The sequence below is a fragment of the Pseudomonas sp. Irchel 3A18 genome (assembly GCF_900187465.1).
Classification (GTDB): Bacteria; Pseudomonadota; Gammaproteobacteria; order Pseudomonadales; family Pseudomonadaceae; genus Aquipseudomonas; species Aquipseudomonas cichorii.
The window spans coordinates 376,542-402,523 of the sequence record NZ_FYDI01000004.1; the positions used below are offsets into that span (position 1 = coordinate 376,542).

The 25,982-nt window shown below is 54.1% G+C and carries 24 protein-coding genes and 1 pseudogene; 14 read left to right on the plus strand and 11 right to left on the minus strand.

Annotated elements, in window-relative coordinates:
* Positions 1 to 10: 10 nt before the first annotated feature.
* Positions 11 to 970, minus strand: coding sequence for an agmatinase (gene speB, locus CKW23_RS10095; RefSeq protein WP_095067511.1), 960 nt, complete (start codon positions 968 to 970; stop codon positions 11 to 13).
* A 193-nt stretch (positions 971 to 1,163) separates the two neighbouring features.
* On the opposite strand from speB, the gene CKW23_RS10100 reads away from it, so the two are divergent.
* The 5 genes from CKW23_RS10100 to CKW23_RS10120 all read left to right on the plus strand — a co-directional run bounded on the left by CKW23_RS10100 (position 1,164) and on the right by CKW23_RS10120 (position 6,063).
* Positions 1,164 to 2,054 carry a LysR family transcriptional regulator gene (locus CKW23_RS10100; protein ID WP_095067512.1) on the plus strand — a complete coding sequence of 297 codons (891 nt, stop codon included), beginning with the start codon at positions 1,164 to 1,166 and terminating at the stop codon, positions 2,052 to 2,054.
* A gap of 309 nt (positions 2,055 to 2,363) precedes the next feature.
* Positions 2,364 to 2,789 carry a hypothetical protein gene (locus tag CKW23_RS10105; RefSeq protein WP_256590435.1) on the plus strand — a complete coding sequence of 142 codons (426 nt, stop codon included), beginning with the start codon at positions 2,364 to 2,366 and terminating at the stop codon, positions 2,787 to 2,789.
* The gene (locus tag CKW23_RS10110; RefSeq protein WP_095067513.1) at positions 2,782 to 3,777 is read left to right on the plus strand and encodes a DUF3396 domain-containing protein; all 996 of its coding nucleotides are present in this window, start codon (positions 2,782 to 2,784) and stop codon (positions 3,775 to 3,777) included. The genes CKW23_RS10105 and CKW23_RS10110 overlap by 8 nt, the downstream gene beginning before the upstream one ends.
* 299 nt (positions 3,778 to 4,076) lie before the next feature.
* Complete coding sequence (locus tag CKW23_RS10115; protein WP_256590436.1) at positions 4,077 to 5,030, plus strand: DNA cytosine methyltransferase; 954 nt, start codon at positions 4,077 to 4,079, stop codon at positions 5,028 to 5,030.
* 232 nt (positions 5,031 to 5,262) lie between these two features.
* Positions 5,263 to 6,063 carry a NaeI family type II restriction endonuclease gene (locus tag CKW23_RS10120; RefSeq protein WP_095067515.1) on the plus strand — a complete coding sequence of 267 codons (801 nt, stop codon included), beginning with the start codon at positions 5,263 to 5,265 and terminating at the stop codon, positions 6,061 to 6,063.
* 279 nt (positions 6,064 to 6,342) lie between these two features.
* On the opposite strand, the gene CKW23_RS10125 is transcribed toward CKW23_RS10120, so the two are convergent.
* Together CKW23_RS10125 and CKW23_RS10130 are read right to left on the minus strand one after the other, a co-directional pair.
* Positions 6,343 to 7,605, minus strand: a complete 1,263-nt coding sequence (locus CKW23_RS10125; RefSeq protein ID WP_095067516.1) for an McrC family protein — start codon at positions 7,603 to 7,605, stop codon at positions 6,343 to 6,345.
* Complete coding sequence (locus CKW23_RS10130; protein ID WP_095067517.1) at positions 7,602 to 9,140, minus strand: McrB family protein; 1,539 nt, start codon at positions 9,138 to 9,140, stop codon at positions 7,602 to 7,604. Before CKW23_RS10130 ends, CKW23_RS10125 begins: the two co-directional genes overlap by 4 nt.
* A gap of 350 nt (positions 9,141 to 9,490) precedes the next feature.
* Between CKW23_RS10130 and CKW23_RS10135 the strand changes: the two genes are divergently transcribed.
* The 4 genes from CKW23_RS10135 to CKW23_RS26190 all read left to right on the plus strand — a co-directional run bounded on the left by CKW23_RS10135 (position 9,491) and on the right by CKW23_RS26190 (position 12,442).
* Positions 9,491 to 10,060 (plus strand): Bro-N domain-containing protein, encoded by a 570-nt coding sequence (locus CKW23_RS10135; protein ID WP_095067518.1) that lies wholly within the window; start codon positions 9,491 to 9,493, stop codon positions 10,058 to 10,060.
* A gap of 185 nt (positions 10,061 to 10,245) precedes the next feature.
* Positions 10,246 to 10,728, plus strand: a complete 483-nt coding sequence (locus tag CKW23_RS10140; RefSeq protein WP_095067519.1) for an Hcp family type VI secretion system effector — start codon at positions 10,246 to 10,248, stop codon at positions 10,726 to 10,728.
* A gap of 4 nt (positions 10,729 to 10,732) precedes the next feature.
* Positions 10,733 to 11,446 (plus strand): DUF4225 domain-containing protein, encoded by a 714-nt coding sequence (locus tag CKW23_RS10145; protein WP_256590437.1) that lies wholly within the window; start codon positions 10,733 to 10,735, stop codon positions 11,444 to 11,446.
* A 705-nt stretch (positions 11,447 to 12,151) separates the two neighbouring features.
* On the plus strand, positions 12,152 to 12,442 hold the full coding sequence (locus tag CKW23_RS26190; protein WP_159918420.1) for a hypothetical protein: 291 nt from the start codon (positions 12,152 to 12,154) through the stop codon (positions 12,440 to 12,442).
* Between the two features lie 198 nt (positions 12,443 to 12,640).
* On the opposite strand, the gene CKW23_RS10155 is transcribed toward CKW23_RS26190, so the two are convergent.
* A complete protein-coding gene (locus CKW23_RS10155) occupies positions 12,641 to 13,675 on the minus strand; it encodes a methyl-accepting chemotaxis protein (protein WP_371856563.1) in 1,035 nt (344 codons plus the stop codon).
* Positions 13,676 to 13,924: 249 nt separating this feature from the next.
* A pseudogene (locus tag CKW23_RS27230) lies at positions 13,925 to 14,206 on the minus strand (PAS domain-containing protein); the annotation flags it as partial.
* A gap of 360 nt (positions 14,207 to 14,566) precedes the next feature.
* Between CKW23_RS27230 and CKW23_RS27235 the strand changes: the two are divergent.
* Positions 14,567 to 14,998, plus strand: a complete 432-nt coding sequence (locus CKW23_RS27235; protein ID WP_371856560.1) for a topoisomerase — start codon at positions 14,567 to 14,569, stop codon at positions 14,996 to 14,998.
* A gap of 78 nt (positions 14,999 to 15,076) precedes the next feature.
* Positions 15,077 to 15,664: a polyribonucleotide nucleotidyltransferase gene (locus CKW23_RS10165; RefSeq protein ID WP_025261394.1), complete on the plus strand. Its 588-nt coding sequence runs from the start codon at positions 15,077 to 15,079 to the stop codon at positions 15,662 to 15,664.
* A 60-nt stretch (positions 15,665 to 15,724) separates the two neighbouring features.
* Here the strand turns inward: CKW23_RS10165 and CKW23_RS10170 are convergent, their stop codons facing one another.
* The gene (locus tag CKW23_RS10170) at positions 15,725 to 16,630 is read right to left on the minus strand and encodes a LysR family transcriptional regulator (protein WP_025261395.1); all 906 of its coding nucleotides are present in this window, start codon (positions 16,628 to 16,630) and stop codon (positions 15,725 to 15,727) included.
* Between the two features lie 111 nt (positions 16,631 to 16,741).
* On the opposite strand from CKW23_RS10170, the gene CKW23_RS10175 reads away from it, so the two are divergent.
* Together CKW23_RS10175 and CKW23_RS10180 are read left to right on the plus strand one after the other, a co-directional pair.
* Complete coding sequence (locus tag CKW23_RS10175) at positions 16,742 to 17,947, plus strand: MFS transporter (RefSeq protein ID WP_095067522.1); 1,206 nt, start codon at positions 16,742 to 16,744, stop codon at positions 17,945 to 17,947.
* Between the two features lie 222 nt (positions 17,948 to 18,169).
* Entirely contained in the window at positions 18,170 to 19,246 is a 1,077-nt protein-coding gene (locus CKW23_RS10180; protein WP_025261397.1) for a diguanylate cyclase, read from the plus strand.
* An 18-nt stretch (positions 19,247 to 19,264) separates the two neighbouring features.
* Here CKW23_RS10180 and CKW23_RS10185 read toward each other — a convergent pair whose 3' ends face one another.
* The 5 genes from CKW23_RS10185 to CKW23_RS10205 form a co-directional block, all read right to left on the minus strand.
* Complete coding sequence (locus tag CKW23_RS10185) at positions 19,265 to 19,984, minus strand: hypothetical protein (protein ID WP_025261398.1); 720 nt, start codon at positions 19,982 to 19,984, stop codon at positions 19,265 to 19,267.
* Between the two features lie 267 nt (positions 19,985 to 20,251).
* Complete coding sequence (locus CKW23_RS10190; protein ID WP_038399994.1) at positions 20,252 to 20,500, minus strand: LuxR C-terminal-related transcriptional regulator; 249 nt, start codon at positions 20,498 to 20,500, stop codon at positions 20,252 to 20,254.
* A gap of 496 nt (positions 20,501 to 20,996) precedes the next feature.
* Complete coding sequence (locus CKW23_RS10195) at positions 20,997 to 21,437, minus strand: nuclear transport factor 2 family protein (protein ID WP_025261400.1); 441 nt, start codon at positions 21,435 to 21,437, stop codon at positions 20,997 to 20,999.
* A gap of 289 nt (positions 21,438 to 21,726) precedes the next feature.
* Positions 21,727 to 23,040, minus strand: a complete 1,314-nt coding sequence (locus tag CKW23_RS10200; protein ID WP_095067523.1) for an MFS transporter — start codon at positions 23,038 to 23,040, stop codon at positions 21,727 to 21,729.
* 143 nt (positions 23,041 to 23,183) lie between these two features.
* Positions 23,184 to 25,355, minus strand: coding sequence for a TonB-dependent siderophore receptor (locus CKW23_RS10205; protein WP_025261402.1), 2,172 nt, complete (start codon positions 25,353 to 25,355; stop codon positions 23,184 to 23,186).
* A 264-nt stretch (positions 25,356 to 25,619) separates the two neighbouring features.
* Between CKW23_RS10205 and CKW23_RS10210 the strand changes: the two genes are divergently transcribed.
* Positions 25,620 to 25,925 (plus strand): PepSY domain-containing protein, encoded by a 306-nt coding sequence (locus CKW23_RS10210; RefSeq protein WP_025261403.1) that lies wholly within the window; start codon positions 25,620 to 25,622, stop codon positions 25,923 to 25,925.
* Positions 25,926 to 25,982: the final 57 nt, after the last annotated feature.

Below are 25,982 nucleotides of genomic sequence, written 5' to 3' on the forward strand. Positions count from 1 at the left end.
GAGTGAGGCTTTATCGACGCACCACACCCGGCAACACACACAGCATTTCGTACAACAGATTGGCCCCCAGCAACGAGGTATTGCCGGTGGTGTCATAAGGCGGCGACACCTCCACCAGATCGCAACCAATCAGATCCAGCCCCTGGCAACCGCGAATGATCTCCAGCGCCTGAATCGTGGTCAGCCCGCCGACCTCCGGCGTGCCGGTGCCGGGCGCCCAGGCCGGGTCGATGCCGTCGATATCGAACGACAGATACACCGGCCCGCCACCCACCTTCTCCCGCACCTCGGCCATCAGCGGCGTCAGCGACTGGTGCCAGCACTCCTCAGCCTGCACCACACGAAAACCCTGCTTGCGGCTCCAGTTGAAATCCTCGGCGGTGTAACCCTGAGCGCGCAGGCCGATCTGCACCACGCGGTCGCTGTCCAGCAAGCCTTCTTCCTGAGCGCGGCGGAACGTGGTGCCGTGGGCGATCTTCTCGCCGAACATGTGATCGTTGACGTCGGCATGGGCATCGATATGCACCAGCCCGACCTTGCCGTGCTTCTTGTGAATGGCACGCAGGATCGGCAGCGTCAGGGTGTGGTCGCCGCCCAGGGTCAGCGGGACGATGCCATGGCCGAGAATCCGGTCGTAGGACTCCTCGATGATCCGCACCGCATCGAGCAGGTTGAAAGTATTGATCGCCACGTCGCCAATGTCCGCCACGTTCAAGGAGTCGAACGGCGCCGCGCCTGTGGCCATGTTGTAAGGACGGATCATCACCGACTCGGCCCGAATCTCCCGAGGCCCGAAACGAGTACCGGAACGCAGCGACGTCCCGATATCCAGCGGAATACCCACAAACGCGGCATCCAGACGATCCAGCTCTTCGGGTGCCTGCACATGGGGCAAGCGCATCATCGTGGCGATACCACCGAAACGGGGCATCTCATTGCCGCCCAGGGGCTGGTGGAAAGTCTTGTCCACGGGAGGCCTCACCTTGTTCATATTGAAAGTAAGGCCATTCTGGAGAGCCGCGACAACCAGACACATCGCTGCCAGCAAATAATTACTTCAGAGATTTCTAAACTATCGCCAGATACACTGCCACCTCGTACCAGCCCGACCAATCCCTGTGGGAGGCCGCTTGCTGGCGACAGCCATATTCACAGGAGCCCCCATGTCCTCAGCCCTGCCCGACCTCAAACTGCTGCGCATCTTCGCCAGCGTGGTACGCCATCAGGGCTTTGCCGCCGCACAACAGGAACTCAACCTCTCCACCTCCGCCATCAGCACCTACATGAGCCAGCTCGAAACCCAGCTTGGCCTTGTGCTCTGCCACCGAGGCCGTGGCGGCTTCAGCCTCACCAGCAAAGGCGAGCTCTTCCACCAGGAAACCCTGCGCCTGCTGGCCGAACTCGAAGGCTTCGAGCGCTACAGCGCCGCCCTCAAAGGCGAACTGCGCGGCACCCTCAACCTCGGCGTGCTCGACACCACCGTCAGCGACCCGGCCCTGCCACTGGCCGACGTCATCGGCGCCTACAGCAAAGAACACCCCGCCGTACACCTGCACCTCTCGGTACTCAGCCCCGCGCAACTGCAACTGGGCTTACAGGAAAACCGCATCGACCTCGCCATCGGCGCCTTCTCCATCCGCATGAACGGCCTCATGTACCAAGGCCTCTACCGCGAACAGCACTGGCTGTATTGCAGCGACCGCCACGAACTCTTCGACCAGCGCCGCATCCCCGCCGAAGTCATCACCCAACAGCGCATGGTCGGCCGCGGCTACTGGAGCCAGGCCGAACTCGCCCGCCACGGCTTCAAACACAGCGCCGCGACAGTGGAATCCATGGAAGCGCAACTGATCCTCGTACTGTCCGGCGCGTATATCGGCTACTTGCCGGAGCACTACGCGCAATTCTGGGTGGATCAGAAGCGGCTGAAAGTGCTGCTGCCGACAACGTTCGGGTATCAGGCACCGTTTTCGCTGGCGTTGAGACGCGGGAGATCGAAGGAGCCACTGATAAAGAGCTTTCGGGATCGGTTGAAAGGATGCTTCGAGGAATAGGTGTGAACAGTAGCCTTCACGCAGCACTTGAGAAGAAATGCGCACCCGTGGGAGGGGGCTTGCCCGCGACAGCGCAAAGAAGCCATCCAAATAAATTCAATATCTTACGACCAAACCGTAGGAGCGCGCTTGCCCGCGAAAACTGAAGTTCAGTCAACGAATTCCTCGCTCAAAATAACGCTGTGGCAAGTACACCGGGATTGATCTGCGCTCGATGCCAGTCAAACCGCAAGGCCCAGACCCGCTTCGTTTTCACAGAAGTTCTGATAAAGTCCCCCATTGCTAAAGTCTGCTGACATGGAGTCACACATGGCAAAGCCTGCCGCACGCATAAGCGATCCGACCAGTTGCCCAATGCCTTCTATAAGCCAACAAGACCGGGCAAATGTATGGTGGGCATTATCCGATGCATTTGTGGATAACGAAATTGACTACGCAGCCATTGCAAAACAGGTCGAGCACCTTGAGCCGGAAGAAGTAAAAAGCATTCTCTATTCAGAGGTTGCTCCTATTTGCCATTCCAACCTTGGTAGCGTGATTCCGACCATCTGGCTTTGCTTCAACAGAGATGAGCTGGAAACAGATATTAAAGAAATGCTCGAAACTCGTAAGAAAAGCTCGTTTCGACGTCAGCGTGACAAACTACTCACCCATTGGCTGAGCTATAGATATAAATACATCTGGCAAGAAATAGCCAAACATTACCAGAACAACGAAGATCAGCAGCATGGCTGAAATGGTCGTGCTCTGCCTGCGCGGCACGCTCTATTTCAAGGGAGCCCATACGCCTCAGGCACGCGAGGCGGTATGCCAATGCTTCGATGAGTTCAAGCATATTGCCGAGCCCCATCTAACTTGGCTATGGCGCGAAGAACCGCCAGAGGGAAAACCACTAACGCCATACAGTAAAGCCAAACCCCTGCGCGAAATGCTGGCGGCCATGAGCGAGAATTATCCTCTGAGCTTTTACTACACCAGCGGCAAGCAACCTGACGATGCCAGTGCCTGGTACTTCGAGTTTTTTGGCCAGCCTGCCTGGGAAGCCAAAATGGGAGACGACCTGAGCGTTCTGGAGTTCTCCGTTCCCCTGCTGTATCAGGAGCAGAACCCGCTCAAGTTTCTGCAACTGTTTATCGACTTCTCGAAACGCCTGAATCCGCAGCAGGGCTACGCAGGCCATGCCTATAACCTCTCGATAACCAAACGGGATGACAACCAACCCACAGAAGCCTTCATGGCCACACGCATGCCCGGACTGGATGTAGGCACTGCGGCGCTCTTGGCTAACCGCCCGCAATTCAAGGCCAGCAAGATCAAAACGGTCAGTTGGCTGACACTGCTTGATAAAGAACGGTTGGAGTTGGCAGGCGGGCTAGAAGCATTGCGCATGCAACTGCCACCGAGCCACTTCGCCTTATACCGTTGCGAGGAAGCCTTGGTGATACAAGCCGGAGCCTATCCATACCTGAGCGGTGATGCCGAAGACCCGAAACCGTCGGCATACGTACTGCTGAACCACGCGCTTAAAAGCATTCGCTATGAAACTGTAGGCTCCCTGCACGGCGGCTCGCATGATGGTGAATTGCGCTTGGTTGGCTGGTCGGCTGATCAGTGGCTCAAGCGTCTGGATGTGGATGAGAGTGAATTGCATGTGTGGAGTGCCAGATTGCTTGGTAATGAGCCCGGTCTGGATGGATCGAATACTTTATCGGAGCGTTTGTAGGGCAATTGTCATGATGTACTTATCGATGGACAGTATTCATCCATGGTTTGCAGGTCATTGCCAGCTAGCGCCTCAGCGAGCGTTGGCAGCGTGATGATGAAAAAACTGATGGTCGTAGCAGCCTTGGCGGTGCAGGCTTACGCTTATGGGGTTTCTGCCAAATCAGATGATTTTTTGCTCGAAAGGGCTCTCAGCCACGCCAGACGTTTTTTTTCTTCAAACTGGTATTATGTTATCTGTTTTGAACATGAAAATAGCACATACTGTACATCCATACAGAGGGCTACAGAGGTATCACCTTGGATTCGATCGAAATTTGCGCCGGTGCAGGTGGTCAAGCTTTAGGCCTTGAGCAAGCGGGCTTTGACCATCTCAATTTGGTGGAAATAGAACCGTCGGCATGCGCAACCCTCCAGTTAAATCGCCCTAACTGGGTTGTTAAAGAATGTGATGTTAGGGAATACAGTGCTATTGCTTTTCATGGTATCGATTTACTAGCAGGCGGAGTGCCATGCCCTCCATTTTCCAAGGCAGGAAAGCAGTTAGGGGATGCAGATGAGCGTGATTTGTTTCCAGATGCATTGCGACTCGTCGACGAGTGTCGGCCAAGAGTTGTAATGCTAGAAAATGTAAAAGGCTTACTGGATCCAAAATTCGCAGAGTATCGTAAAAAAATTGTTGAGGAGCTCAAAAAGCTCGGCTACTTTGCTGAATGGAAGTTGCTAAACGCTAAAGACTATGGTGTTCCACAACTTCGTCCAAGAGCTATTTTGATAGCTCTTCAACCAGACTTAATAGATTTTTTTGAATGGCCAACACCACATCCAGAAGCAGCATCGACGGTAGGAGAGGCACTCTATGATCTTATGGCTCTACATGGCTGGAAAGATGTAGACCATTGGAAAGAGCTAGCGTGTCAAATTGCCCCAACGTTGGTGGGAGGAAGCAAAAAGCACGGTGGTCCTGATCTGGGACCAACAAGAGCTAAAAAAGCATGGGCGGCTCTTGGCGTTAATGGTATGGGAATTGCCAACTCTGAGCCCGAAAAGGATTTCGTAGGTTTTCCAAAACTCACAGTCAGAATGGCGGCACGAATTCAAGGCTTCCCAGATAGCTGGCAATTCAGTGGAAAAAAAACCGCCTCATATAGGCAGGTAGGCAACGCATTTCCACCACCAGTTGCTCGTGCTATAGGAGAGCAAATAAATCTTGCGCTTACAGCGTCGGCAAAATCAAAACTCAAACGGGCCTAATTAAAAAATACACTATAAAAATATAAATTTTAAAAAATCACCGCTCTTAATATAGCCCTCATAAAAAATCACAGAGGGCTTTATACCACCCCGCCTCCAGTTACGAACTGCCAAGCCCACGGAACCGAAAGTCTACTTATTAAGCTGCTATATCCTTTAACAGCCAACCAGCAAATCTTGCATTCCTCCTAGCATGGCCTCATGATATCAACCAAATCATGAGGACAATACCTTGACAGAAGAGATTTTTTTTGAACAGGATGCTGCACTTGAATCCGTTGCTGACTTTCTCATAAAGAAAAAGGATCTGCAGAAGGTTATCTCGCAAGGGCTTCGTCAATCTTTTGACGAAGTCATAGACGGAGCAAGAACCGGTAGATACAGCATCGCACAACTAGAAAAAACAGAAAAAACTTACATAGGAACGAAAGTAGAGATAATTATAAGAGACAAACTATCGCTTGAACGAGGCAGAATTTTAGACAATCTAATATGTGACAATGAAGTTGATACAAAATTCTCATTAACCGGTAATTGGATGATTCCGAGAGAAGCGATAGGTCATCTATGTATTCTGGTAAGTGGCAGTGATGATACTGAGAAATTTAGCATGGGGTTACTAAGAATGACTCCAGATAACCTTACAACCGGCTCAAATCAAGACGGGAAGAAAAGTGTTTCTGCTGCAGGAAAAAACAGAATTTTCTGGTTAATCAATAACGCACCAATGATTCCAAACTTCTTAATGAAACTCCACCCAGAAATACGACAATCGATCATGTCAAAAGAAAGTGGCGTACAAAGAATAAGGGCTTTATTTACCAATGTAACAAGCCAAATAATCCCTAGAACAGCCATAGAGCAAGTTGCACAACAAAAAGACCCTCTTAAACGAGCAAGAGAGGCAAAGGACATTCTTGCACCAGAAGGATATAAAGTACTGTGTGCAACTTACGACGTAGATCGACAACACTTTATCAACAATGGATTCACAAACTTTAAGGAAGGTGATTGGCTTTCATTAAAGCTTTAACCTTAAAGTCAACAACTAAAACCCAAGTAGTTACTGCCCCTGAACATGCCACCACACTTTGCAAGAAGCTAGCCGCAGCTCACTCCTGAAAAACCAAGCCAACACAATCGCAGCAATGCATCGGATAGCAATCTGGTGTATTGCCACGCCTACTAAAGCAGTAAACTTTGTAGCCTTCCAGAACAAACAAAACCAAAAACCAATTACTACCACCATAAAACTCACCCCCCTAACTTTTCAAACAATAGTCCTCCACAAAAAACATTACTAATTAAACACTTAAAAACTTAGCCCGAGAAACTCACCTAACAACTCCGCATCCAAATCAAAAGTTACAACATATAACTTCAACCCCGCCGAATACTCAAAAACCGGCAACGCCTCCTGAAACCCTGCCCGCCTCGGATAAATCAACACTAAATCCCCCTGCCCGCCAAGATATTTATGACCATACGCAAAAAGCTGATAGAAATCGTCCTGGCTCAGCCCATAGTTTTTAACGCCAGGCCCAGTATCCAAACACTTCCATTTAGTATCCAAAACCCAGCGTTTATCCCCTTGGGTAATCATCAGGTCAGGCCGGAGCTGAAAGACTTTCCTACCTTTATGCTCGCAGAGGAATTCGTTTTTGACCCCAACATCCAAGGTTGTGTCCGGCGGCAGAGAATCCCGCAAGCATGCCGCGACGTAACGCTCGAATAGCTTTTCCATTGGGAACAGCAAGCTCATGCCTTTCCATTCACCAGAAATCGCCAAAGGTGTCTGTTGCTGAATGATCAACTCGCACCAAGGTTTGACCGGTTGGTAGTGAGCCATGAGCCGGTCGTTTCGCCATTGTTTGAAGTCTGCAATGGTGTCGCGGCTCGTTGGGATTTCCAGCAGCATTGAGCGTAACTCGTGAGATAAGCGCCAGTTGCGTGGGTCTTGGGTAGTTTTGCAGACGATATCCAATGCCGTTTTGAGCAGACGATTCTCAGGGCGATCAGGAAGGAAGATATCGTGACGAATCTGGAAGTGGTGTTGTCGCCCAGGCGGCTGGCGCATTTGTCGTGCAGTGTTGAGTTGGCCACGTAGATAGCGTTGCTCTTCTTCAATCCGTTGGTAGTCGAAACGCAGGCCACGCTTGATTAAATGGTCGAGCGCGTCGAGAAAGCTACCCATCACCCATTCGGTCAGTGGGGCATCGAAACGTTGCAGTGCTGTGGCACCAACCTCACGGGTAGGAAGATTCAATGATTTTTGAATCATGCGCCTGAGCAATGCGCGGCTCTGCTGGATGCAATCGCCTTCATCAAAATGCTTGGGAAGAATTTCGATGCGAGTGCCGCAAGGGGTTTCCAAAACGCCTACATAGTTATCGAGCTTGAGCCAACGACGATCCTCGATCTGCACCAGTGCTGCGCCGGCTTTGCTGAACCTTGAGCTCTGCTCGCACAACCAATCGAAAGCCGAAGCCGAAACTTGTGCCCTATCGAGGTTTGGGTTTGGGACATGACTCGTTGTGAGCCGGGCATACTCACGAACGATAAGGGTGGTTTTCACCTTTTTCTCTCATCGAGAGCTTTGATGACCCTTCTGCCCAGATGACGTGTATTAAGTTTTGAGCCCGAACCGAACTCAACAGAAATGTTGTATTTTTCTGCGAACTCCCGCAGCACTGGCAAAGCCGGACTAACACGAACACCTTCACGAAGAACCACGATCGAACCACTGGCTAAAAGCTGCACGGTGACCCCATCTTCACTAGCTTCCTTTACCACAAGCGGCTGCGATATTTGAGAGGCATGATCGATAATCCCAAGATAAGCCTCAACCAGACCAAATGCCTCAACGTTCAGCTCCCAACGCTCGTTACTCTGGTTGATGGCAACCGAATCTCCAAATAAAACACTAAGGTCTTGATTAGGCTGAAGGAGAAAACGATTTTCTACGGCTTTGCGTTGGTCATTCAAAACCCATTGAATTCGCTGCCAATCCTCAAAGAAATACTCTTGAAGCAGCGGGAGAATTTGCTGTCGGAATATATCCTCCAAACGCTCCAACGTGGGCTCAGACTTGAGGGGTATGAAGTATGCGTGACCGAGGCAATGGTCCCGATCAAGCAATACTGCGATTCGTTGGTTCATCACGTCTAGGAGACTATCGATAGCGATGCCCTCAACCGTGACGTTATGAAGCAATTCAGGATTCGGCGGGACTTCGGTAAAGGTGAAGCGTCGACGAAGAGCGATGTCCAAAGCAGCCAGCGAACGGTCAGCGGTGTTCATGGTGCCGATCAGGTAGACGTTATCGGGAACACTGAAACGCTCCTTCGAGTAAGGCAACGTAACTTCTAGCGCTTCAGGCGAGCCAGCGCGCTTAGACGGCTCAATTAAAGTAATCAGTTCGCCGAAAATGCGAGAGATGTTGCCACGATTTATCTCGTCGATGATGAGGACTTTAGGCGTGTGCTTCGGCAACGAGCTTGGCTCAAACAATCCTGACTCAGTTTGGCCAACCATGTGACGGACCATTGAGGGCAAAAAGTTTTTATAGCCGTTCATGACAAACGGATCAAACGTAGAATCAGGGACTTTCTCAGCCCAGGCCTTATTGCCCAAATCCTCTGTACTCAACTGCCCCTCGCGAACAAGTGTCGCAAGCGCGTTCATCAAGCTCATTCCGATGGCCAGATGCTTACCTAACGGTTTTTCTATCTCCACCACATCCTTCGAGGCATAAATAACCTTGTAACCGCCAAAACGATTCCCCACTTTAAAAGCGTTATAGCCGCGATAAGCTGACTCACAAACACTTTTGAAAACTCCCGGCACAACTGAATATCGAAGCTGACCATCTTCACCAGTTTCGGCACGCAATCCCTCTACAAAATCTTCATAACTGAAGCTTTGATGGAAGGTCACGAAATGTACATCACCTACTGCAAGCAGCTCGTCGAAACGGGCTTTCAGCGCAGTTCGATCGTTCCTGTGCTGAGTAAGGTAGGACTGATCAAGAATCTCCAACGTCGCATCAATGGTCGCGTAGGTTTTCCCCGTTCCGGGTGGGCCGAAGAAAATCTGGTTGAGCGAAGGCATTGCTGAACGTCCCTGTAGGAAAAGTCCGTCAACAGTATCTAGATTGCCAGCATGGGTAAAGTCAGCTTGTGCTGCTGATGGGCAGAATATCTGCCTTCCGACGAATGTTTCATAGAAACGTCCGACACCAACGCTAGCCCTCCTCTGATATCTGCAGCGCAGCAATACCCGTATCGTTCACGCCGGTGCCTAAGAAACACCCAACGTAAAGTCATCACTCCAAGCAAAAGCTGGGTTTCATGCTGCTCGAATGAGCAAGTGATTCTCTGCTATCGGGGTGGCTCGTTGGGGTTTCTTGCCCCATCTCTACGTTGGTCCGAAACATTTCAGCTAACCGGTAGAGGCCAATAATGCTAAACGAAGCTCAAACAACCAGTACTCCACAGCGTCATGCAGAAACATTCACCCCCACCACCTTCCTCCGCTACAACCGCCAACTCCGCGCCCTCCTCCTTGAAACCCAGGCCTGGTTCTCTGCCCGAGACCTGAGCAAGCTCATTGCCTGGCCGCTCAACGAGCGCACCACAAGCAAGCTTGATTCAGACCAGCGCCGTACGCTCTGGCTGGAAACTCATGGGCGTACTGAGGAGGCGTTGATGATCAGTGAGTCGGGGCTATATGCGTTGCTGGTTCATCACTATCACCCCGAGCATCGCAGTTTGCGGCACTGGATTACCAATGAGGTGGTCGCGGCGTTGCGGGATGCGCAGGAGCCACCGGTGGAGAGCATGCCGAATCTGAGCCTGCTGCAATGGCCGGGGTTGTCGTTGAGCATGTTGCATTGGCAGAACGAACCGTGGATCCGGTTGCGGGATGTACCGCAGGTGTTGCCATGGCCTGGGCAGGGACTTGAGGAGCAACAAAGCCGGTCGAATGGAACCTGGTTCCAGGGTGCGGCGAGGTTTTTCCAAGGAGCGTGATGAAGTAACGCAAGTGAGTAGTTGATTACGTGGGTATTCTGGCCCGTTCATTTCACAGATGAGCGGACCAGCGCCCTCCTCGTTACACCTTATATCCATAGATGAACTCAATCTCGGAATAGTCCTACATACTCATTAAAGTCTCGCCCATAAACTGATCAGCCATTTATCAGGATGATTTTTATATGGCTCATCACGATTACATGACCATTAAGGGTGATACTCAAGGCCTCATGTCAGAAGGTTGCTCCGACGAGAAATCCATTGGTAATAAATGCCAGAAGGGGCATCTGAATGAAATCATGGTGCTGTCCTTTGCTCATCAAATGAGCAATGTCGGAAACATCAAGCACGCTACCCATCGTCCGATTATTATCGTCAAGAACGTTGATAAGTCTTCGCCTTTGCTGGCTCAGGCTCTGGCCAATCGTGAGCCTGTAGATTGCATGATCGATTTCTATCGCACATCGCCCAAGGGCCTTCAAGAGAAGTTTTATAGTATTGAAATAAAAGGTGGGCTTATTTCCGAGTTAATGCTGGATATACCGCACGCCATCTTGCAGAACGGTGCAGAAGCTCAAGAGCATATATCCATCCGTTACAGCGAAATCATCTGGACTCACCACTCGGCCCGAACACGCGGACACGCTTTCTGGGGTGGGGAATGAACCATTGAGTACAAAGGAAACCTCAAAGAGTCATGAGCTTTGGAAAGTAAACGAGGCGGCGTCCCTGTTAGCAGGACAGGCCTGTACCGTAGCGGCTCGGCATATCAACGACGGAATGCTCCGGCTTCAATTCAATCGGGAAGTGGCTTATTACGCCAGGAGCATTGTCAGGGATGTTGAGCAAGGCGATAAGACTGTCGAGCAAGGCTTGAAAGCGATACAGGATGAGCAGGAAAGCTTGCTTAATCAGTCTTTTGAAATTGGCAAAAAAGGAATCGGTGTAATCGCTGGTGGGCTGCAGGTAGCAGGAGGTGTGGGAGTTTGTTATGCATCAATGGGTACGCTGTGTTTATTATTTGGCGGCTCATTAATAGCTCATGGGACCAACAACGTTTATGAAAATGGGCGCAACCTCATAACGGGACGTTCTGACACAGAAGGGCCCTTGCGCAAGGGATATCAGAAACTTGCCAGAATCAGCGGATATGATGACTGTGTAGGGAATGTAGCTTACGGATTAGTTGATATATCGCTTTCTGTCTATGGCGCGGGAAGACTAGTACTAAAACCTGATTCATGGCGACTTTTTAAGTACATTCATACAGATTATATTAGAGCCTATAAGATAACTCCCACTAAAGTTGTCGCTGTTGATTTAATTTCAGACGGCATCACATTCGACAGTATTATTGACCAGTGGAGATGCCAAAATGACTGACACTTCTATCTATGCGGCATTTATATTCCTCTCCTTACTTTTTTACATACCTTCACTTTTGTATAGTCGCTATTTCTCTGGAAAAAGGTTTTCACTCTTTATAATCTGGCCCGTCTTAGCCTACAATGTCGCATTAGGAAACATTCATGTACAGTTTATAAAACTCAGTATCCTTCCCGTCTTCGGAGCAGTAGACAACTCAATCCTGGGTTGGCTGTCTTATTTTCTTATTTTTGCTCATGGCTTTTCATTGCCTTCACCAAAAGAGAGAAAAACGAATCCCAACATAATAAAATAACGCCCTACAAATGGAGGAAGAACAATGAATGAAGCCATTATATTCACATCATTCACGCTACTCACCCTTATAGCCTATTTGATTTCATTGTGGGCAAGTCTTTTCTTTTCCGGAAACGACTACTCTCCCACAAAAAGATGCATCTTAGCCGTCTACAACACTGTTATTATGTTTATACACATGTCTTTCATCAAGCTAAGCACACTTCCCTTTGTAGGAAAGCAAGATAACTCCATCTTTGGCTGGCTTTCTTTTGTCATGCTCTTTGCACACGCTTTTACCCACATAACACCATGGGTACATCGGATCAGAATCGTAAGAAAATAACTACCTAAACTGCATGAACCACCTATCTATTCCACCTTCTCCATATGGGCAACGCCATAATTTACTTAACATTCACACTCATGAGCATTGCCTTTTACCTGCCTTCACTTTGGGCACGATCTGCATTCTCTGGAAAGAATTTCTCAACGGTAAAATTCTGGGCCGTCATGACATACAACATATTTTTTATTTATCTTCACATGCGCTTCATAGAAAAAGAAAAACTTCCTTTCCATGGCACTCAAGACAGCTCAACACTTGGCTGGATTTCATTCGCACTGATTTTTGCTTACGCCTCATCCTCTGCCGTGCCTTGGGAAAGAAAACCGTGGTTCGCACGAAAAACAGGTTTTAAACACCGTGAGCGTTGAAAACCACTATTTCCGAAAAAAGGAAGATATACCCTTTGATATATGGAAGGATCGGAGAAAGTAGATTAACCGCTCAGTGACAAGAGAGTAGTTTTGATGTGATCGATCTTTTTCGCGAATGAATGCGCTCCTACGGAAGTATGTGGAGATTTAAAAATCCCCATAACCCGGTAGGAGCGAATTCATTCGCGAAGACATTTATCGATTAAACCGCTCCGCAAGGCTGTGCAGGTACTCAGCCATTTCTTCCAGCTCTTTGCTGATCTGTGAGCCTTGCTGCGCCTGGCCGGCGCTTTGGTCGCAGAGTTGGGCGATGCGGGTGATTTGCTGGCTGATGTTTTCTGCTACGTGGGTCTGTTCTTCCGAGGCGGAGGCCATTTGCTGGCTCATGCCGGTAATCCGGGTGACGGCCTGGCTGATGCCGTCGAGGGCCTTTTGCACGGCTTCGACGCTGGCGACGCTTTCCTGGGAGATCTGTTCGCCTTTGCTGGCAGTCTGCACGGCTCGGTCGGCACCGTCGCGCAATGAGGTGATGATCTGCTGGATCTGTTCAGTCGAGGACTGGGTGCGTGAGGCCAGCGAGCGAACTTCATCGGCTACCACGGCAAAACCACGACCTTGTTCACCCGCACGAGCGGCTTCGATGGCGGCGTTGAGGGCCAGCAGGTTGGTTTGCTGGGCAATGGCGGTAATCACGTCGACAACGCTGCCGATGGATTGGGTGGCGCTGGCCAGTTCTCCGACGGCGGTGCCGATCTCGGTCACTGAGTTGGCCATGTGACGAATCGCCAGCAGGCTGTCATCGGCAAGGTTGCGGCCTTGCTGTGCCAGTTTGTCGGCTTCTTCGGCGGCATGGGCGGTGCTTTGGACGTTGTGAGTGACTTCCTGAATGGTCGCCGCCATCTGGTTGATCGCGGTGGCGGACTGGTCGGTTTCACTGCGCTGTTGATCGAGGGAGCGCGCTTGTTGATGCGACAGTTGCGCCGATTGCCCGGCGTGCTTTCTGACGCTTTCGCCGGTATCCACCAAGCGGGTCAAGGCGGTTTGCAGGCGCGCTTCTTCGCTGAGCAAAGCCAGGTCGAGTTGCGCCTGAGGCCCGCGGTTGTCGCTGTAGGTCAGGGCAACCAGTGGGCTGGTAAACGCCTTGGGGTGGTCGTCGAGGGTTTTCTGGATGCTGCTTCGATGGCGGGCTTCGAGGTAGCCACCCAGGGCGACCAATACCACCAGGATCATGACGAAGGATGCATTGTCGTCCAGCAGGTACACGCCCACCATCAGGGCAAGTGCGCAGAGAACCATCGGCAACTGGCGCAGCAGGTGGTATTGCGCACTGCCGAGTTTGGAAACCGCAGATTTGCCTGCACGCAACCGCGCATAGAGCGCTTCGGCACGGCGTACCTGATCGCGGGTCGGGAGCGAACGCACCGATTCATAGCCGACAATGCGACCGTTTTCGTATACGGCGGTCACGTAGGCGCTCACCCAGTAGTAGTCGCCTTGCTTGGAGCGGTTCTTGACCACGCCCATCCAGGGTTTGCCCTGTTTGATGGTTTCCCACATGTGGGCGAAGACCGAAGGTGGCATGTCCGGATGGCGGACCAGGTTGTGTGGCTGGCCGATCAGCTCTTCACGTGTAAAACCGCTGAGCGCTACGAAGGCATCGTTGCAGTACGTGATGTGGCTATTGAGGTCGGTGGTGGAAATCAAACGTTCAGAAGCGGGAAAGGTTCTCTCGTTCTGGGTGACAGGCATGTTTACACGCATCTAGAAGACCTCTCCCTGATAAAATCTTCATCAAATACCGGGTACCTTGAAGGTTTAGCACAGTCTTTCAAAGTGACAACCGGAATCGCATTGGCATATTTATCGACCCTGTTGACAGGGCCTTTAATTATTGTTGTGCTGCATTTTCAAACGATTGAAGCGCCATTTATTTTTACGGCCGTTCACGCGTAAAGAGGTAGAAGCTTTGGCGGCCAAGAGAGTCACTGATTGCCCTGCTCTGTTTATTTAAACATCTGCTGCACGAGTGTTTAACCGCACTGAAAAGCCGCTGTTGGCGCTGGCTGTCCATGCGCTTGAAAAGCCATAAATCCTTTGCTTCATCCCGTTGTTCTCTGCACCATGAGCGTCCATTTCAAAGCGACTCGCCCCGGCAACGCCATGTCACGCAAACCCCCTTCACGCCTTGAAGCCCTTGTCCATATGGCTGCGAAGCTGCCCGGCTGGCTGAGCAAGCCCCTGATTTCGTGGCTGGTCAGACGCAGACCCCGCGACGTGCCAGAATCACCTGCGACTGCAAAACCTCATGTGCAGCAACCCGTTGAGCCGGTGGAAAAAACACCTGCTGCTCCGGTTATTGCAGTACGTGAATCGGTTAAAAAACCAGCGCCTCCCAAGCCGGTCATAAAGCCTGTAGCGCCCAATTGCCCGCACTGTAAAAAGACCATGATCATGAAAGTGGCTCGTACCGGTGGTAATGCCGGTGGCGACTTCTGGGGATGTAAGGATTATCCAAAGTGCCGGGGCATGCGGGGTATATTCAGGACGTCATGAACACGCTCCACCTTTAACTTTGTGTATGTTTTTAAACAACTTTTTAAACTGTCAGCCAGTGATCAACGAGGACATCCCATGCAGTCGTTCAGTCTTAAAGCCGTGATGCTGTGCGTTGCATTGACCAGTTGCCAAGGCATTGTGAGTGCCCAGGCGGCGACAAAGCCCGCTGCCGAGAAGCAGGCTGCTGCCAGCCAGAAAGCTTCGTTGCTCGACGGCAAGTTGACGTTCACGCTGCCGGCTGGTTACGTGAAGGGCGAGATGCCTGAAATCGATGCGAAGGCCATTGCGCAAGGCGTCAGTGGCGCGCTTTACACCAATCAGGCGCAGAAGCGGGTGTTGATCGTCACGGAAACCCCGATCCCGATGGATATGCAGGCCAGCGATAACGACCGCCTGGTGCTGGATGGTCTGGTGGCCGGGACATTGACCCAGCAGCGTTCCAGTTACAAGGATTTCAAGGAGCTGGGCGAGAAGACAATCGTCAAGAAGAACGGCCTGGGTGTCCGTCAGATTGATGCCTCAGCGACCATGAGCGGCGCGAAGGTGTTGAGCACGACCGTTGTGGCGGCTTCCGGGAGCCGGTCGGCGATTCTGAATGTGATTTCCAATGCGAAGAATGCGGTGGAGCATGAGCAGATGGTGAAGACGGTTATTGGAGAGTAGGAGTTATAAGCCTCAAGCGGCAAGTCAAAAGCTTGTAACTTGCAGCTCTTTCGCTCTTTCCTACACCCGCAGGGATTGGGCAAGCAGTTCGATCAAGGCCTGCACCTTGGGCAATGCTTCGCGGCTGCGGGGCCAGGCGAGGTGAAGGGGTAGGCCGTCGGTGCTGAGGTGCGGGAGGATTTCTACCAGTTCGCCGCGCTGTAGTTGTTCTTCGATCAGCCAGGTTGCCAGTTGGGCGATGCCGCATGCGGAGGTTGCGGCGGCCACCAGTGCTTCGCCGTTGCCCACCACGATGCGGCCTTCGATGGCACGGGTTTCGGGTTGGCCCTGGGCATCGACAAACAGCCATGGGCTGGTGCTGCCATCGCCTCTGCCGAACTGGATGCAGTCATGCCCGGCCAGTTCTTCGGCGCTGTGGGGGGTGCCGTGGCGTTTGAGGTAGGCCGGCGCGGCGCAGAAGATCACTCGCTCGGTGCCCAGACAACGATGCCCCACGCCCGCTGGCCAGACGTTCGGCCCGCCAATGCGTACTGCCAGGTCGATGCCCTCTTCCAGCAAGTCAACAAAGCGATCCGTGAACGTGACGCGAGGACGCAGCCTCGGGTGCTGCCCGGCAAATTTCAGAATCAGGGGCAGCACGTTTAGTCGCCCGAATGTGGCTGGCAGGTCGATGCGTAATTGCCCGACAGGTTCGGAGCGTTGCGCCAGCAATGCGGTTTCTGCTTCTTCCAGCTCAGCAAGAATGCGCAGGCAGACGCCGTGGTAGGCAACGCCTTCCTCCGTCAACGCCAGGGTGCGGGTGGTACGCTCGAACAGGCGCATGCCCAGGCGGCTCTCCAGTCGGGCCACGCTTTTGCTGACGGCAGAATTGGTCAGGTTCAGACGCTCGGCAGCGTAGGTAAAGCTGCCTGCATTGGCAACGGCGACAAAGGTGGTGATGCCCTTGAGTCGATCAGGAGAGAACACGCTGAGCCTCCAATTGTGGAAATAATTTCAATAGTGCCTCGAAAAACCGCCAAAGATAAGAACTCTTTTCCGTAATAAAATGACACACTCCTTAAGTTCCGGTTGGGTGTCATGTCGTATTCAGAATCTGCTTCCAGTGCCGCTGCCAGCGGCGAACGTTCCACGGGCACGGGTGTGTCCATTGCCATTCTGGCGCTTGCGGGCTTTGTGATTGTCACCACCGAGTTTCTGATTATCGGCCTGTTGCCTGCGCTGGCGCGGGATCTGGGTATTTCGATCTCGGTGGCAGGCTTGCTGGTCACGCTATTTGCCTTCACGGTGATGCTCTTCGGCCCGCCGCTGACGGCGATGCTTTCCCACCTGGACCGCAAACGCACGTTCATCGCGATTCTGCTGATCTTTGCCGCTTCCAATGCCCTGGCAGCGGTGTCGAGCAATATCTGGGTGCTGGCCGTCGCTCGTTTCATCCCGGCGCTGGCGTTGCCTGTGTTCTGGGGGACGGCCAGTGAAACCGCCAGTCTGCTGGCGGGCCCCAAAAATGCGGGCAAGGCCGTGGCGCAGGTTTATCTGGGGATTTCCGCCGCCATGCTGCTGGGTATTCCGTTGGGTACGGTGTTTGCCGATGCCGTGGGCTGGCGCGGTGCGTTCTGGGCGCTGACGGTGCTTTCCGGGTTGATGGCCTTGCTGCTGGCCCTGTCGATGCCGCATCTGGCGCCTACCGAGAAGGTCGGCCTGGCCCAACAGGCCAGAATCCTGCGCGACCGGCATTTCATGATGAACCTGCTGCTGTCGATCCTGCTGTTCACGGCGATGTTCGCGGCCTATACCTATCTGGCCGACACGCTTGAGCGTATCGCCCACGTTGCGCCGGCTCAGGTCGGTTGGTGGCTGATGGGCTTTGGTGCCGTGGGTTTGATCGGTAATGGCCTGGGCGGACGTTATGTAGACCGCAGCCCGCTGGGCTCGACCATGGTGTTTGCCTTGCTGCTGGCGCTGGGCATGAGTGCCAGCGTGCCGATGGCCGGTTCATTGCCGTTGCTGGCGGTGGTGCTGATGGTGTGGGGCATCGCGCATACGGCGCTGTTCCCGATCTGCCAGATCCGGGTGATGAAGGCCGCCCCTCAGGCCCAGGCGCTGGCTGGCACCTTGAATGTGTCGGCGGCCAATGCCGGGATCGGGCTGGGCTCGATTATCGGCGGCGCGACCATCGAGCATCTCGGGCTTGAATCGGTGGGCCATGTGGCAGCCGGGGTTGCGGTGCTTGCCATTGCGGTGGCCTGGTTGACGCTGCTTCAGGGGCGTCGGGCGAAGGGCTGAGCCTGCTTGTTCGCGAATGAATTCGCTCCCACAGAAATTGGCTTACGGCCAGGCAGGAGTGAATTTATTCACGAAAAGGCGACAGCAAGATATCGTTTCGTCCCTAATTTGAGGATTACGGGCAAAAGGCTCTTCCCATGGTGCCGCCATCGGGGGAAACTCTTGCCTTTCGGTCAAACACAAGGGTTGCTGGCCGGGTCTTACAACAGTCCGGTAAGCGCTATGAGCACACGACAAGGCAAAGGTCTTTCATTTGCCAAGAGAATTTATGCGCCACGCACCCTCGGCGTGGGCATAGGTTTCTTCACTGTGGTCGTGTCGCTGTACCAATTGAACGCTGCGCAGTGGTTATGGTGGCTGGCACTGGCCAATGCTCTTATCTGGCCGCACATCGCGTATCAACTCGCAAAACGCTCACCTCAGCCCTACAAGACGGAATGGCGCAACCTGCTGACCGATTCCCTTGCGGGCGGTTTCTGGGTCGGGGCGATGGGGTTCAGTCTGCTGCCCAGCGTCACGGTGCTGGCGATGATGGCCATGCACAATATTTCAGCCTGTGGCCCGCGGCTGATGCTTCAGGGGTTTGTGGCGCAGTTACTGGGGGCGATACTTGCGCTGGTGCTGGTGTCACCGGTAATCAATACCGACAGCACCACGATGCAGATCTATGCCTGCCTGCCGGTGCTGTTGATTTACCCGATTTTCATTGGCTGGATGAGCCATCAGCTTGCACTCAAGCTGTGGGAACACCGCAATCTCCTGAGCGAGCTCAGCCGCACCGACAGCCTGACAGGCCTCATCAATCACGGCTCCTGGAAAGACCTGCTCGAAGCCCAGTTCATCAGGAGCCGCAAGCAAGAGCTGCCCTGCGCCATCGCGCTGATCGACATCGACCATTTCAAGTCCATCAATGACACCTATGGCCACATCATGGGCGACACGGTGCTCAAGAACATCAGCGAAGCACTGTCTGAAAACCTGCGCGATACCGACCTGGCAGGCCGTTATGGCGGCGATGAGTTCTGCATCATCCTGCCTGCCACCGGCGCCAGACAGGCCAGCGAGATCCTTGAGCGCCTGCGCAGTGTGGTCAAGGAAAACATCGACATCTTGCTTCCCGACCTCAATATCAGCCTGAGCATCGGTATTGCGGCCTATCAGCCGCATATCACGGATGCCGCCATGTGGCTGAACGAGGCGGACAAGGCGCTCTACATGGCCAAGGCCAATGGCCGCAACCGGGTGGTCAGCATTCAGGATCAGTCACCGGACCTGATGCGCTTGACAGCACAGAGCTGACACCCCGGCGTTGGCCGCTCAATGAGAATTCCCAGCCAGTACGCACAGGTTTTCCAGCAGCCATTCGGGGGTGCGGGTTTCCAGAATCACGCTCAGTGGCTGAGTCAGGTTGAGCTTGCCGTAAATGCCCTCTTCATGATCGAGATGACGTTGCTGGACTGCCCGATAGTTGATCGGGTAGATGCTCTGTTCGACGGGCAGCAGGCCATCGAAATGTTCCAGCAGACCGTGGAAGACAATCCGCCGCTCGACCGTGTCACGGGTGGTGGCAATGAGCTTGGCGAAGTACTCGCTGTCGCGCTGGCGCAGCGCCTCGCCTGCGGCATAGCGCTCGGCCTGGGTATAAGGCGCCGCTTCGTCATAGACGACACAACACAGAAACTCCCGGGACATGCCAGTGAAAGGGTTCTGCTCAACCTGTCGCCGACGGTAGCGCCCAAGGATGAAGCGTACGGTCTTTTCAGCCAGCAACTGGTGCTGGCGGTCATTGATCTCATAGAGGTCTTCAAAGACCGTTGCCTGCCTTCCCAGCAGCGGCACTTCCCGGGAAAACCTGGCGAACAGTCCTCTGGGGCCCAGCAAGTTGGACTGCTGCTCACTGAGTTGCGCCATGGACAGGGCTGACTGCCTGGCCGCAAGGTGTTGAAAGTCCATCAGGACAGTGATGCCTGACGCATGAGGGTCCAGCCGCATCGATGGGTGGGGCTGGTCCTCATTCTGAATAAAACAGACCGTCATGGAATAACTCCTTTTTATTGTTTGCTCTTTCGTTGTGCCCAAGTGTTCAAAGCCGGTGTTGGTCGTCTTTGCGCACACGTGAAGGAGCGCCGAAGTTCAGTTGCTGGTTCCGCGCTCAAGTTTCATCCGGCAAAGTAAAGCCACGACAGTCTCCCCAACTGTCATGCCCAGACTTCAAGGCCGCCGGACACTTTATTTTTGATTGAATAAACCGAACGCAGCCCGCTGCCTGATCACACTAACCCGCCACATTCCGTATAAAACGAATTATGTGCAGTCTGCCTCGTTGCACAACCCGACAGATGTAGGGGGTTGTGCGTTTCTTCTTGTCATCAGCCGGGCCACGTAACGTGCAATAAGCTCGGTACGGGTCTTCACCTGCCCTTTTCTGAGCAGCGAGGAAACGTGATCGCGTACGGTATAGCCGCTGATACAGAGCTGCTGCGCTATTTCCTTGTTGGTGCAGCCTTGCAATAGCAGCCCCAACACCTCCTGTTCTCTGATTGTCACCCACATGTTGTTTCTCCTTGTGATTAGCCTGCCCACACAAAAACTGTAGGAAGTGTCTTACGCGCGCCGTCCGTGGCATCAGTAACAAATCGGCACACTGGCAAATTTATCTGGAACTATTTCTAACACCGCGCGCCGTACAGAAAATAAATAAAACCCAAATAAAGGAAACCGCTCAAAAACTTTAACATCAAAGAAAATTCCTACACTACTGCCAGAACACTCCCAGCTAAATCATTTAAAACCCCCATAGAAAAGACGTTCCACCCCGCATTTCACTACTGGGTAAATAGAGTTAACGGCATGAGTAACGGATTGCATACAGGAAGCGAAAGATAAACTTGCCCAATGAGAATTACAATCAGTTGTTACAATTGGATCCAGTGATGGACACATATTCAAACACACGTCACAACAATGTATGTCACACCCATTCAACCCGTCTGCCAAGGGGACAAACGGGCTGATATTCAGGGTATCGACGCCGAGCCGGCGTGCCTGATCAGGGCTTGAGGTCGAACAGCGCCTTGCCGCTCTGCATGTCGAAAGGTGCGGAAAAGTGCTCATGGACGGCTTTCCAGCCTTCGGCAGTCAGCAGGTAGCCAGCGCTGGCCCTCATCCATGAGCCTTTCATCTCGCCGCTTTCATCGGCGGCGCCGCAATGATTCAGCCAGTGGGCAAAGGCCACATCACCATCGGCATGGATGGTGAGGTCCTGCATCTCAAACAGCATGGGGCCCTGGCACATGCCCAGGCAGTGTTGCCAGTGCTCGCGATAGGCTTCGATGCCTTTGAACTGCAACTGAATGATCGCATCGTAAGCGACCACTTGCGGGTGGTAATAAGCGGTGATTGCGTCCAGATCCTTGTTGCGCACAGCCATGGCCCATCTTTGCAGCGATGCCTGAATCTGCTCCCTGGCATTGTCGTCATAGGTGCTCATGAACACGCTCCTGGCCGTTGTCGGCCCGGTTTCGTCAGATGCGGCACGTGCAGGCTGTTGCAGGTTCAAGGTCTTGGCACAACCGACACATGCTGCAGGAATATGGGTCGCCGCCTGTAGGGCTTCTGGAGGAATGCCCGGTCTCTTCAGGTAGAAACCCGCCAGTTGCTCCCGCGCCTGTCACGCTGCTCCCGCAGACGGGTTGCGCAATGCCGGGAGGCATTAGCAAGCGTAGCTTCCCGGCAGAGAAAGAAAGGATCAGGCCACAAGCAGCCGACTGAATGCAGGCTCAAACGCGACAGGTCAGCCCGTCATCCACGGCCATGCCCTTGTGCAGGCCGAAGACCGCAGCGGTGAGCAAGCCGACACAGCCCATGACCACGCCATAGGCGACGCAGACCCACGGGCTCCAGGGCATCAGGGCGATCAGCATCAGCGGCGTGGTGCTGGCCCAGAGTGCGTAGGCGATGTTGTAGGTGAAGGAGATGCCCGATACCCGGATGCCGGGCGGGAACAGCCCCACCATGACCGACGGCACGACCCCGACAATACCGCTGGCCAGACCGGCCATGGCATAGGCGACCGTCAGCGGCAGCCATTGCAGGACAAGGCTGGCGTACAACACGCCGATGCCCAGCGGCAGCAACAGGCTGTAGACGATCACGCCCCGCCAGGCACCGATGCGATCCACCAGCATGCCGGCCAGCACACAGCCGATGTTGAGAAAGACAATGCCGATAGCGCTCAAGGCAAAGGTGTCGCTGGCGCTGATGCCAAAGCTTTTCTGCATGACGGTCGGGGTAATTACTACCAGCACCACCACGGCGGAGGTCAGCACGCAGGTGAGCAAGGCCGCGGGCAGCAGCGACTGGCGATGTTCGCGCAATACCTGGCCCAACGGCAGGCCCTGCCTGTTTTCGCGCTGTGCCTGCATGGCAACGAATACCGGGGTTTCGCTGAGCCAGCGACGCAGCCAGACACCCACCACGCCAAATACACCACCCAGCAGGAACGGGATGCGCCAGGCGTAATCCAGAACTTCCGCAGGAGTGAACACCCGGGCCAGCCAGGTCGCTGTCAGCGCGCCCAGCAGATACCCGAACGTCAGCCCGGCTTGCAGAACCCCGAGGGCATAGCCGCGATGCCCCGCAGGCGCATGTTCGGCGACGAACACCCAGGCGCTCGGCACTTCCCCACCCACGGCGGCACCTTGCAGGATGCGCAGCGCCAGCAGGATCAGCGGCGCCCAGTAACCGATCTGGGCGTAGGTGGGCATGATACCGATCAGCAGGCAGGGTAACGCCATCATCAGGATGCTCAGACTGAACATCCGTTTGCGGCCCAGACGGTCGGCAAAATGCGCCATCAGGATGCCGCCCAGCGGACGTGCCAGATAGCCGGTGACGAAGATGCCGAAGCTTTGCAGCAGGCGCAGCCATTCGGGCATGTCTGGCGGGAAGAACAGCTGGCTGAGGGGCAGAGCGAAGAATACGAAGATGATGAAGTCGTAGATTTCAAGAGCGCCGCCCAGAGCGGCAAGGCTCAAGGTCTTGTAGTCGGCCCTGGAGAATGGCTGAGGGCGTGGTTTAACAATGGCTGTCATGAAGCCCCCGTAAACATGTCTGAAAAGAACGCCTGCGCGCGCAGGACGCGAAGGATAGCAAAGCTGGTGGTTGCGGACCTTGTTCGCGAATGAATTCGCTCCTACGCGCGCTGAAGGAGCGAATTCATTCGCGAAAGACCCATTCAGAAATTGACCGAAGCCGACAAGGTCGCCGTTCTCGGGGCGCCCATGAACAGGTAGTCGTCGCCCAGATATTCACCGGCATCACGCCAGTAGCGCTTGTCGAACAGGTTGTCCACGGTCAGGCGGAACACGGTGTCGTAGTCGCCCAGCCGAGTGCTGTAGCGGCTGCCGATATTGAACAGAGCGTAGTCGTTGACCTTCACCGTGCCTTCGCGGTTGGCGTATTTGCTGGCGCTGTATTGCATGCCGCCCAGTAACGCCAGGCCCCGGATCGGCAGGCTGTAGTCCGCCTGAAGGCTGGCGCGGTATTTCGGGACATTGAGCGCCTGATGGTCTTCATAAGCCTCAGTACCGCTGCCTTCAACCCGCGCCCGGATCGCCGCTGCACTGGCCGATATTTGCAGACGCTCGGTCACCCAGCCATTGGCGCCCAGTTCCAGACCCGTGTTCTTCTGCTCGCCCTGCTGAACGTAGGTGAAGGTGCCATCGTCGTTGGGTTTGGAGTACTGATAGGCCTGACGTGCCTGAAACAGAGCCGCTGTGAAGCTCATGCGCTGCCAGTCGTACTTGATGCCCGCTTCCAGTTGTCGCGAGACGGTGGGCGCAAGAATTTCACTGGCATTGGTGGTGAACCAGGCCGCCGTACCGCCCAGCGACAGGCCTTTGCTGTAGCTGGTGTAGAGCGAAATGTTTTCCACCGGTTTGTAGATCAGTGCCGCCTGGGGCAGGAAGATCGAACGCTGGGTATGACGCTGTTCGCTGCCATCTTCGGCGTAGGCGTGCTCGTCGAGACGCACCTGACGCCCGCCCAGAACGGTCTGCCAGTGTTCGTTGAAGCTGATCCGGTCTGTCACGAACAGCCCGTACTGGCGGCTGTCCAGGCGGCGTTCGCTATCAGGCAGCGGCAAGTTCGAAGGCGATACCGCATCAGGGGTTGAATCGATGTTGCCCGAGCCGACCATCTCGTTGAAGGTGCCACGGGTATCGACGGTACGCCGAAACGCGCTGGTGCCGAAGGTCAGCTCATGTTTGAGCGAGCCGGTGTCGAAGGTGCCGGTCATGGCCGCTTCGACTTCATCGTTGCGGCGGGTGTCGTCCGGGCTGCGGAAGTCGTAGATGTCGTAGCCGCCTTCGGCACTGAAGTGATTGGGAACCGCCTCGGCAGCACAACTGGGCGAGCCGTAGCAGCCCCAGGCGAAGGCGCTGTAGTCGTCGATCACCACGCGACTGCGTGAAGCACTGAGGCTGCCCTTCCAGGCGTCGTTGAACCGGTACTCGAAGCGACCATTCATGTTCAACGAGTCGATGCCCACCGGGTTCGACCAGCTCTGATAACCCAGCAGCCTGCGCGGCGAGGCGTTATGAGGCAAAGCCGTGCCGCCGAGCAATTGATAACCCGGCACCGAGCGCTGCTCTTTAGTCTGGTATTCGACGTCCAGTTGCAGCAAGGCGCGGTCACTGATGTTCCAGTCGAACGCCAGGGAAGCGAAATCACGCTGGCCATCGGCATGGTCGACGTAGGAGCGCAGGTCTTCATGGGCAAGGTTGGCGCGTAGACCGAACTGATTTTCGCTGCCGAACCAGCCACCAACGTCGGTCGCGATATAGCGCCCGCCGTGTTCATTGGTAGACACGGTCACAGAGCGCACATTCTGGGCACGTTTGGTCTGGTAGTTGATCACGCCGCCCGGCGAGGCGGCACCGCTTTGCAGACCGGACAAGCCTTTGAGCAGTTCCACCTGCTGTTTGTTTTCAAGCGCCACGTTCTGCTCGCCCGCGATGGTGCGTCCGTTGATGCGATAGCTGTTGGCGGCATTCAGGGAAAAGCCACGCACCACAAAGTTCTCGTAATAGCCCACCGGGGCATAGCCCTCGCCCACCGAAGCGTCATTGCGCAGGATTTCACTGAGCAATCTGGCCTGACGGTCCTTGATCAGGGCGTCGGTGAATACCGAAACCGATGCAGGGTTGTCGAGCAGGGCCGTCTCGCCAAAGCTGCCGACCGACGCTTCGCGGGCCTGATAATCCGGGCTGGACGCTTCGGCAGTACCCGACACGTTCACAGCCTCCAGACTCACCGCTTCTGCAGCCAGCAGTGGTGAAGTGACAGCCATGCCAAAAGGCAACAGACACGAAACCAGACGTGCAGCAGGTCGGCGTGACGTACTCATCGATGAACTCCAGGGTAACGGGAACCAGGACAGAGGCGAGCACCATCTGGCCGGGGGCAACCTTTTACGTTCACCGCTGTTTTTTTACAACCTCTGTCTGCACGCGCTGTGCAATTACCCGCAGGCCGTTTTCAGGAAAAACAAGCTGTTTCGCATATTTAAGGATGAATTAAGTAAGGCGCATTAATCTGGCTTCAACAAAACAGTTGAACGAACCAACTGGTAAAGCATCCATTTAAGCAGTCCCATCAGAAGGAATACACCATGAAACTTATGCCTGCTCTTTTCACCGCTTTTGCCCTGACCACTGCTGCCGGTATGGCACAGGCTGATATTGGTCCTGACGAAGTGATTCGTCTGCAAAAGTCCGGCGCGGTCGGAGACTTTGAACAGTTCAACAAACAGGCTCTGGCCAAACACCCAGGCTTCCAGATCCACGACACCGAGCTTGAAAGGCACGCCGGCCGTTACGTGTATCAGATCGAGCTGAAAGACGCCAAGGGCGTGGAGTGGGACTTCGAAGTCGACGCCAAGACAGGCGAAGTACTGCGCGACGCTCAAGACCGCTAAGCGTTGTACCCAAGCTTCCCTGGCTTGAAAAAACTCCCGCATGACACGTTCATGCGG

Bases quoted from the DNA above. Each gene is read 5' to 3' on its own strand.
- CKW23_RS27235 (WP_371856560.1), top strand. From the start codon at position 14,567: ATGAGCGTCCATTTCAAAGCGACTCGCCCCGGCAACGCCATGTCACGC.
- CKW23_RS10185 (WP_025261398.1), bottom strand. From the start codon at position 19,984: ATGACGGTCTGTTTTATTCAGAATGAGGACCAGCCCCACCCATCGATG.
- CKW23_RS10205 (WP_025261402.1), bottom strand. From the start codon at position 25,355: ATGAGTACGTCACGCCGACCTGCTGCACGTCTGGTTTCGTGTCTGTTG.
- CKW23_RS10130 (WP_095067517.1), bottom strand. From the start codon at position 9,140: ATGCCTTCGCTCAACCAGATTTTCTTCGGCCCACCCGGAACGGGGAAA.
- CKW23_RS10175 (WP_095067522.1), top strand. From the start codon at position 16,742: ATGTCGTATTCAGAATCTGCTTCCAGTGCCGCTGCCAGCGGCGAACGT.
- CKW23_RS10180 (WP_025261397.1), top strand. From the start codon at position 18,170: ATGAGCACACGACAAGGCAAAGGTCTTTCATTTGCCAAGAGAATTTAT.
- CKW23_RS10210 (WP_025261403.1), top strand. From the start codon at position 25,620: ATGAAACTTATGCCTGCTCTTTTCACCGCTTTTGCCCTGACCACTGCT.
- CKW23_RS10135 (WP_095067518.1), top strand. From the start codon at position 9,491: ATGCTAAACGAAGCTCAAACAACCAGTACTCCACAGCGTCATGCAGAA.
- CKW23_RS10190 (WP_038399994.1), bottom strand. From the start codon at position 20,500: ATGTGGGTGACAATCAGAGAACAGGAGGTGTTGGGGCTGCTATTGCAA.
- CKW23_RS10155 (WP_371856563.1), bottom strand. From the start codon at position 13,675: ATGATCCTGGTGGTATTGGTCGCCCTGGGTGGCTACCTCGAAGCCCGC.
- CKW23_RS10140 (WP_095067519.1), top strand. From the start codon at position 10,246: ATGGCTCATCACGATTACATGACCATTAAGGGTGATACTCAAGGCCTC.
- CKW23_RS10110 (WP_095067513.1), top strand. From the start codon at position 2,782: ATGGCTGAAATGGTCGTGCTCTGCCTGCGCGGCACGCTCTATTTCAAG.
- CKW23_RS10100 (WP_095067512.1), top strand. From the start codon at position 1,164: ATGTCCTCAGCCCTGCCCGACCTCAAACTGCTGCGCATCTTCGCCAGC.
- CKW23_RS10105 (WP_256590435.1), top strand. From the start codon at position 2,364: ATGGCAAAGCCTGCCGCACGCATAAGCGATCCGACCAGTTGCCCAATG.
- CKW23_RS10200 (WP_095067523.1), bottom strand. From the start codon at position 23,040: ATGACAGCCATTGTTAAACCACGCCCTCAGCCATTCTCCAGGGCCGAC.
- CKW23_RS10195 (WP_025261400.1), bottom strand. From the start codon at position 21,437: ATGAGCACCTATGACGACAATGCCAGGGAGCAGATTCAGGCATCGCTG.
- CKW23_RS26190 (WP_159918420.1), top strand. From the start codon at position 12,152: ATGAGCATTGCCTTTTACCTGCCTTCACTTTGGGCACGATCTGCATTC.
- CKW23_RS10165 (WP_025261394.1), top strand. From the start codon at position 15,077: ATGCAGTCGTTCAGTCTTAAAGCCGTGATGCTGTGCGTTGCATTGACC.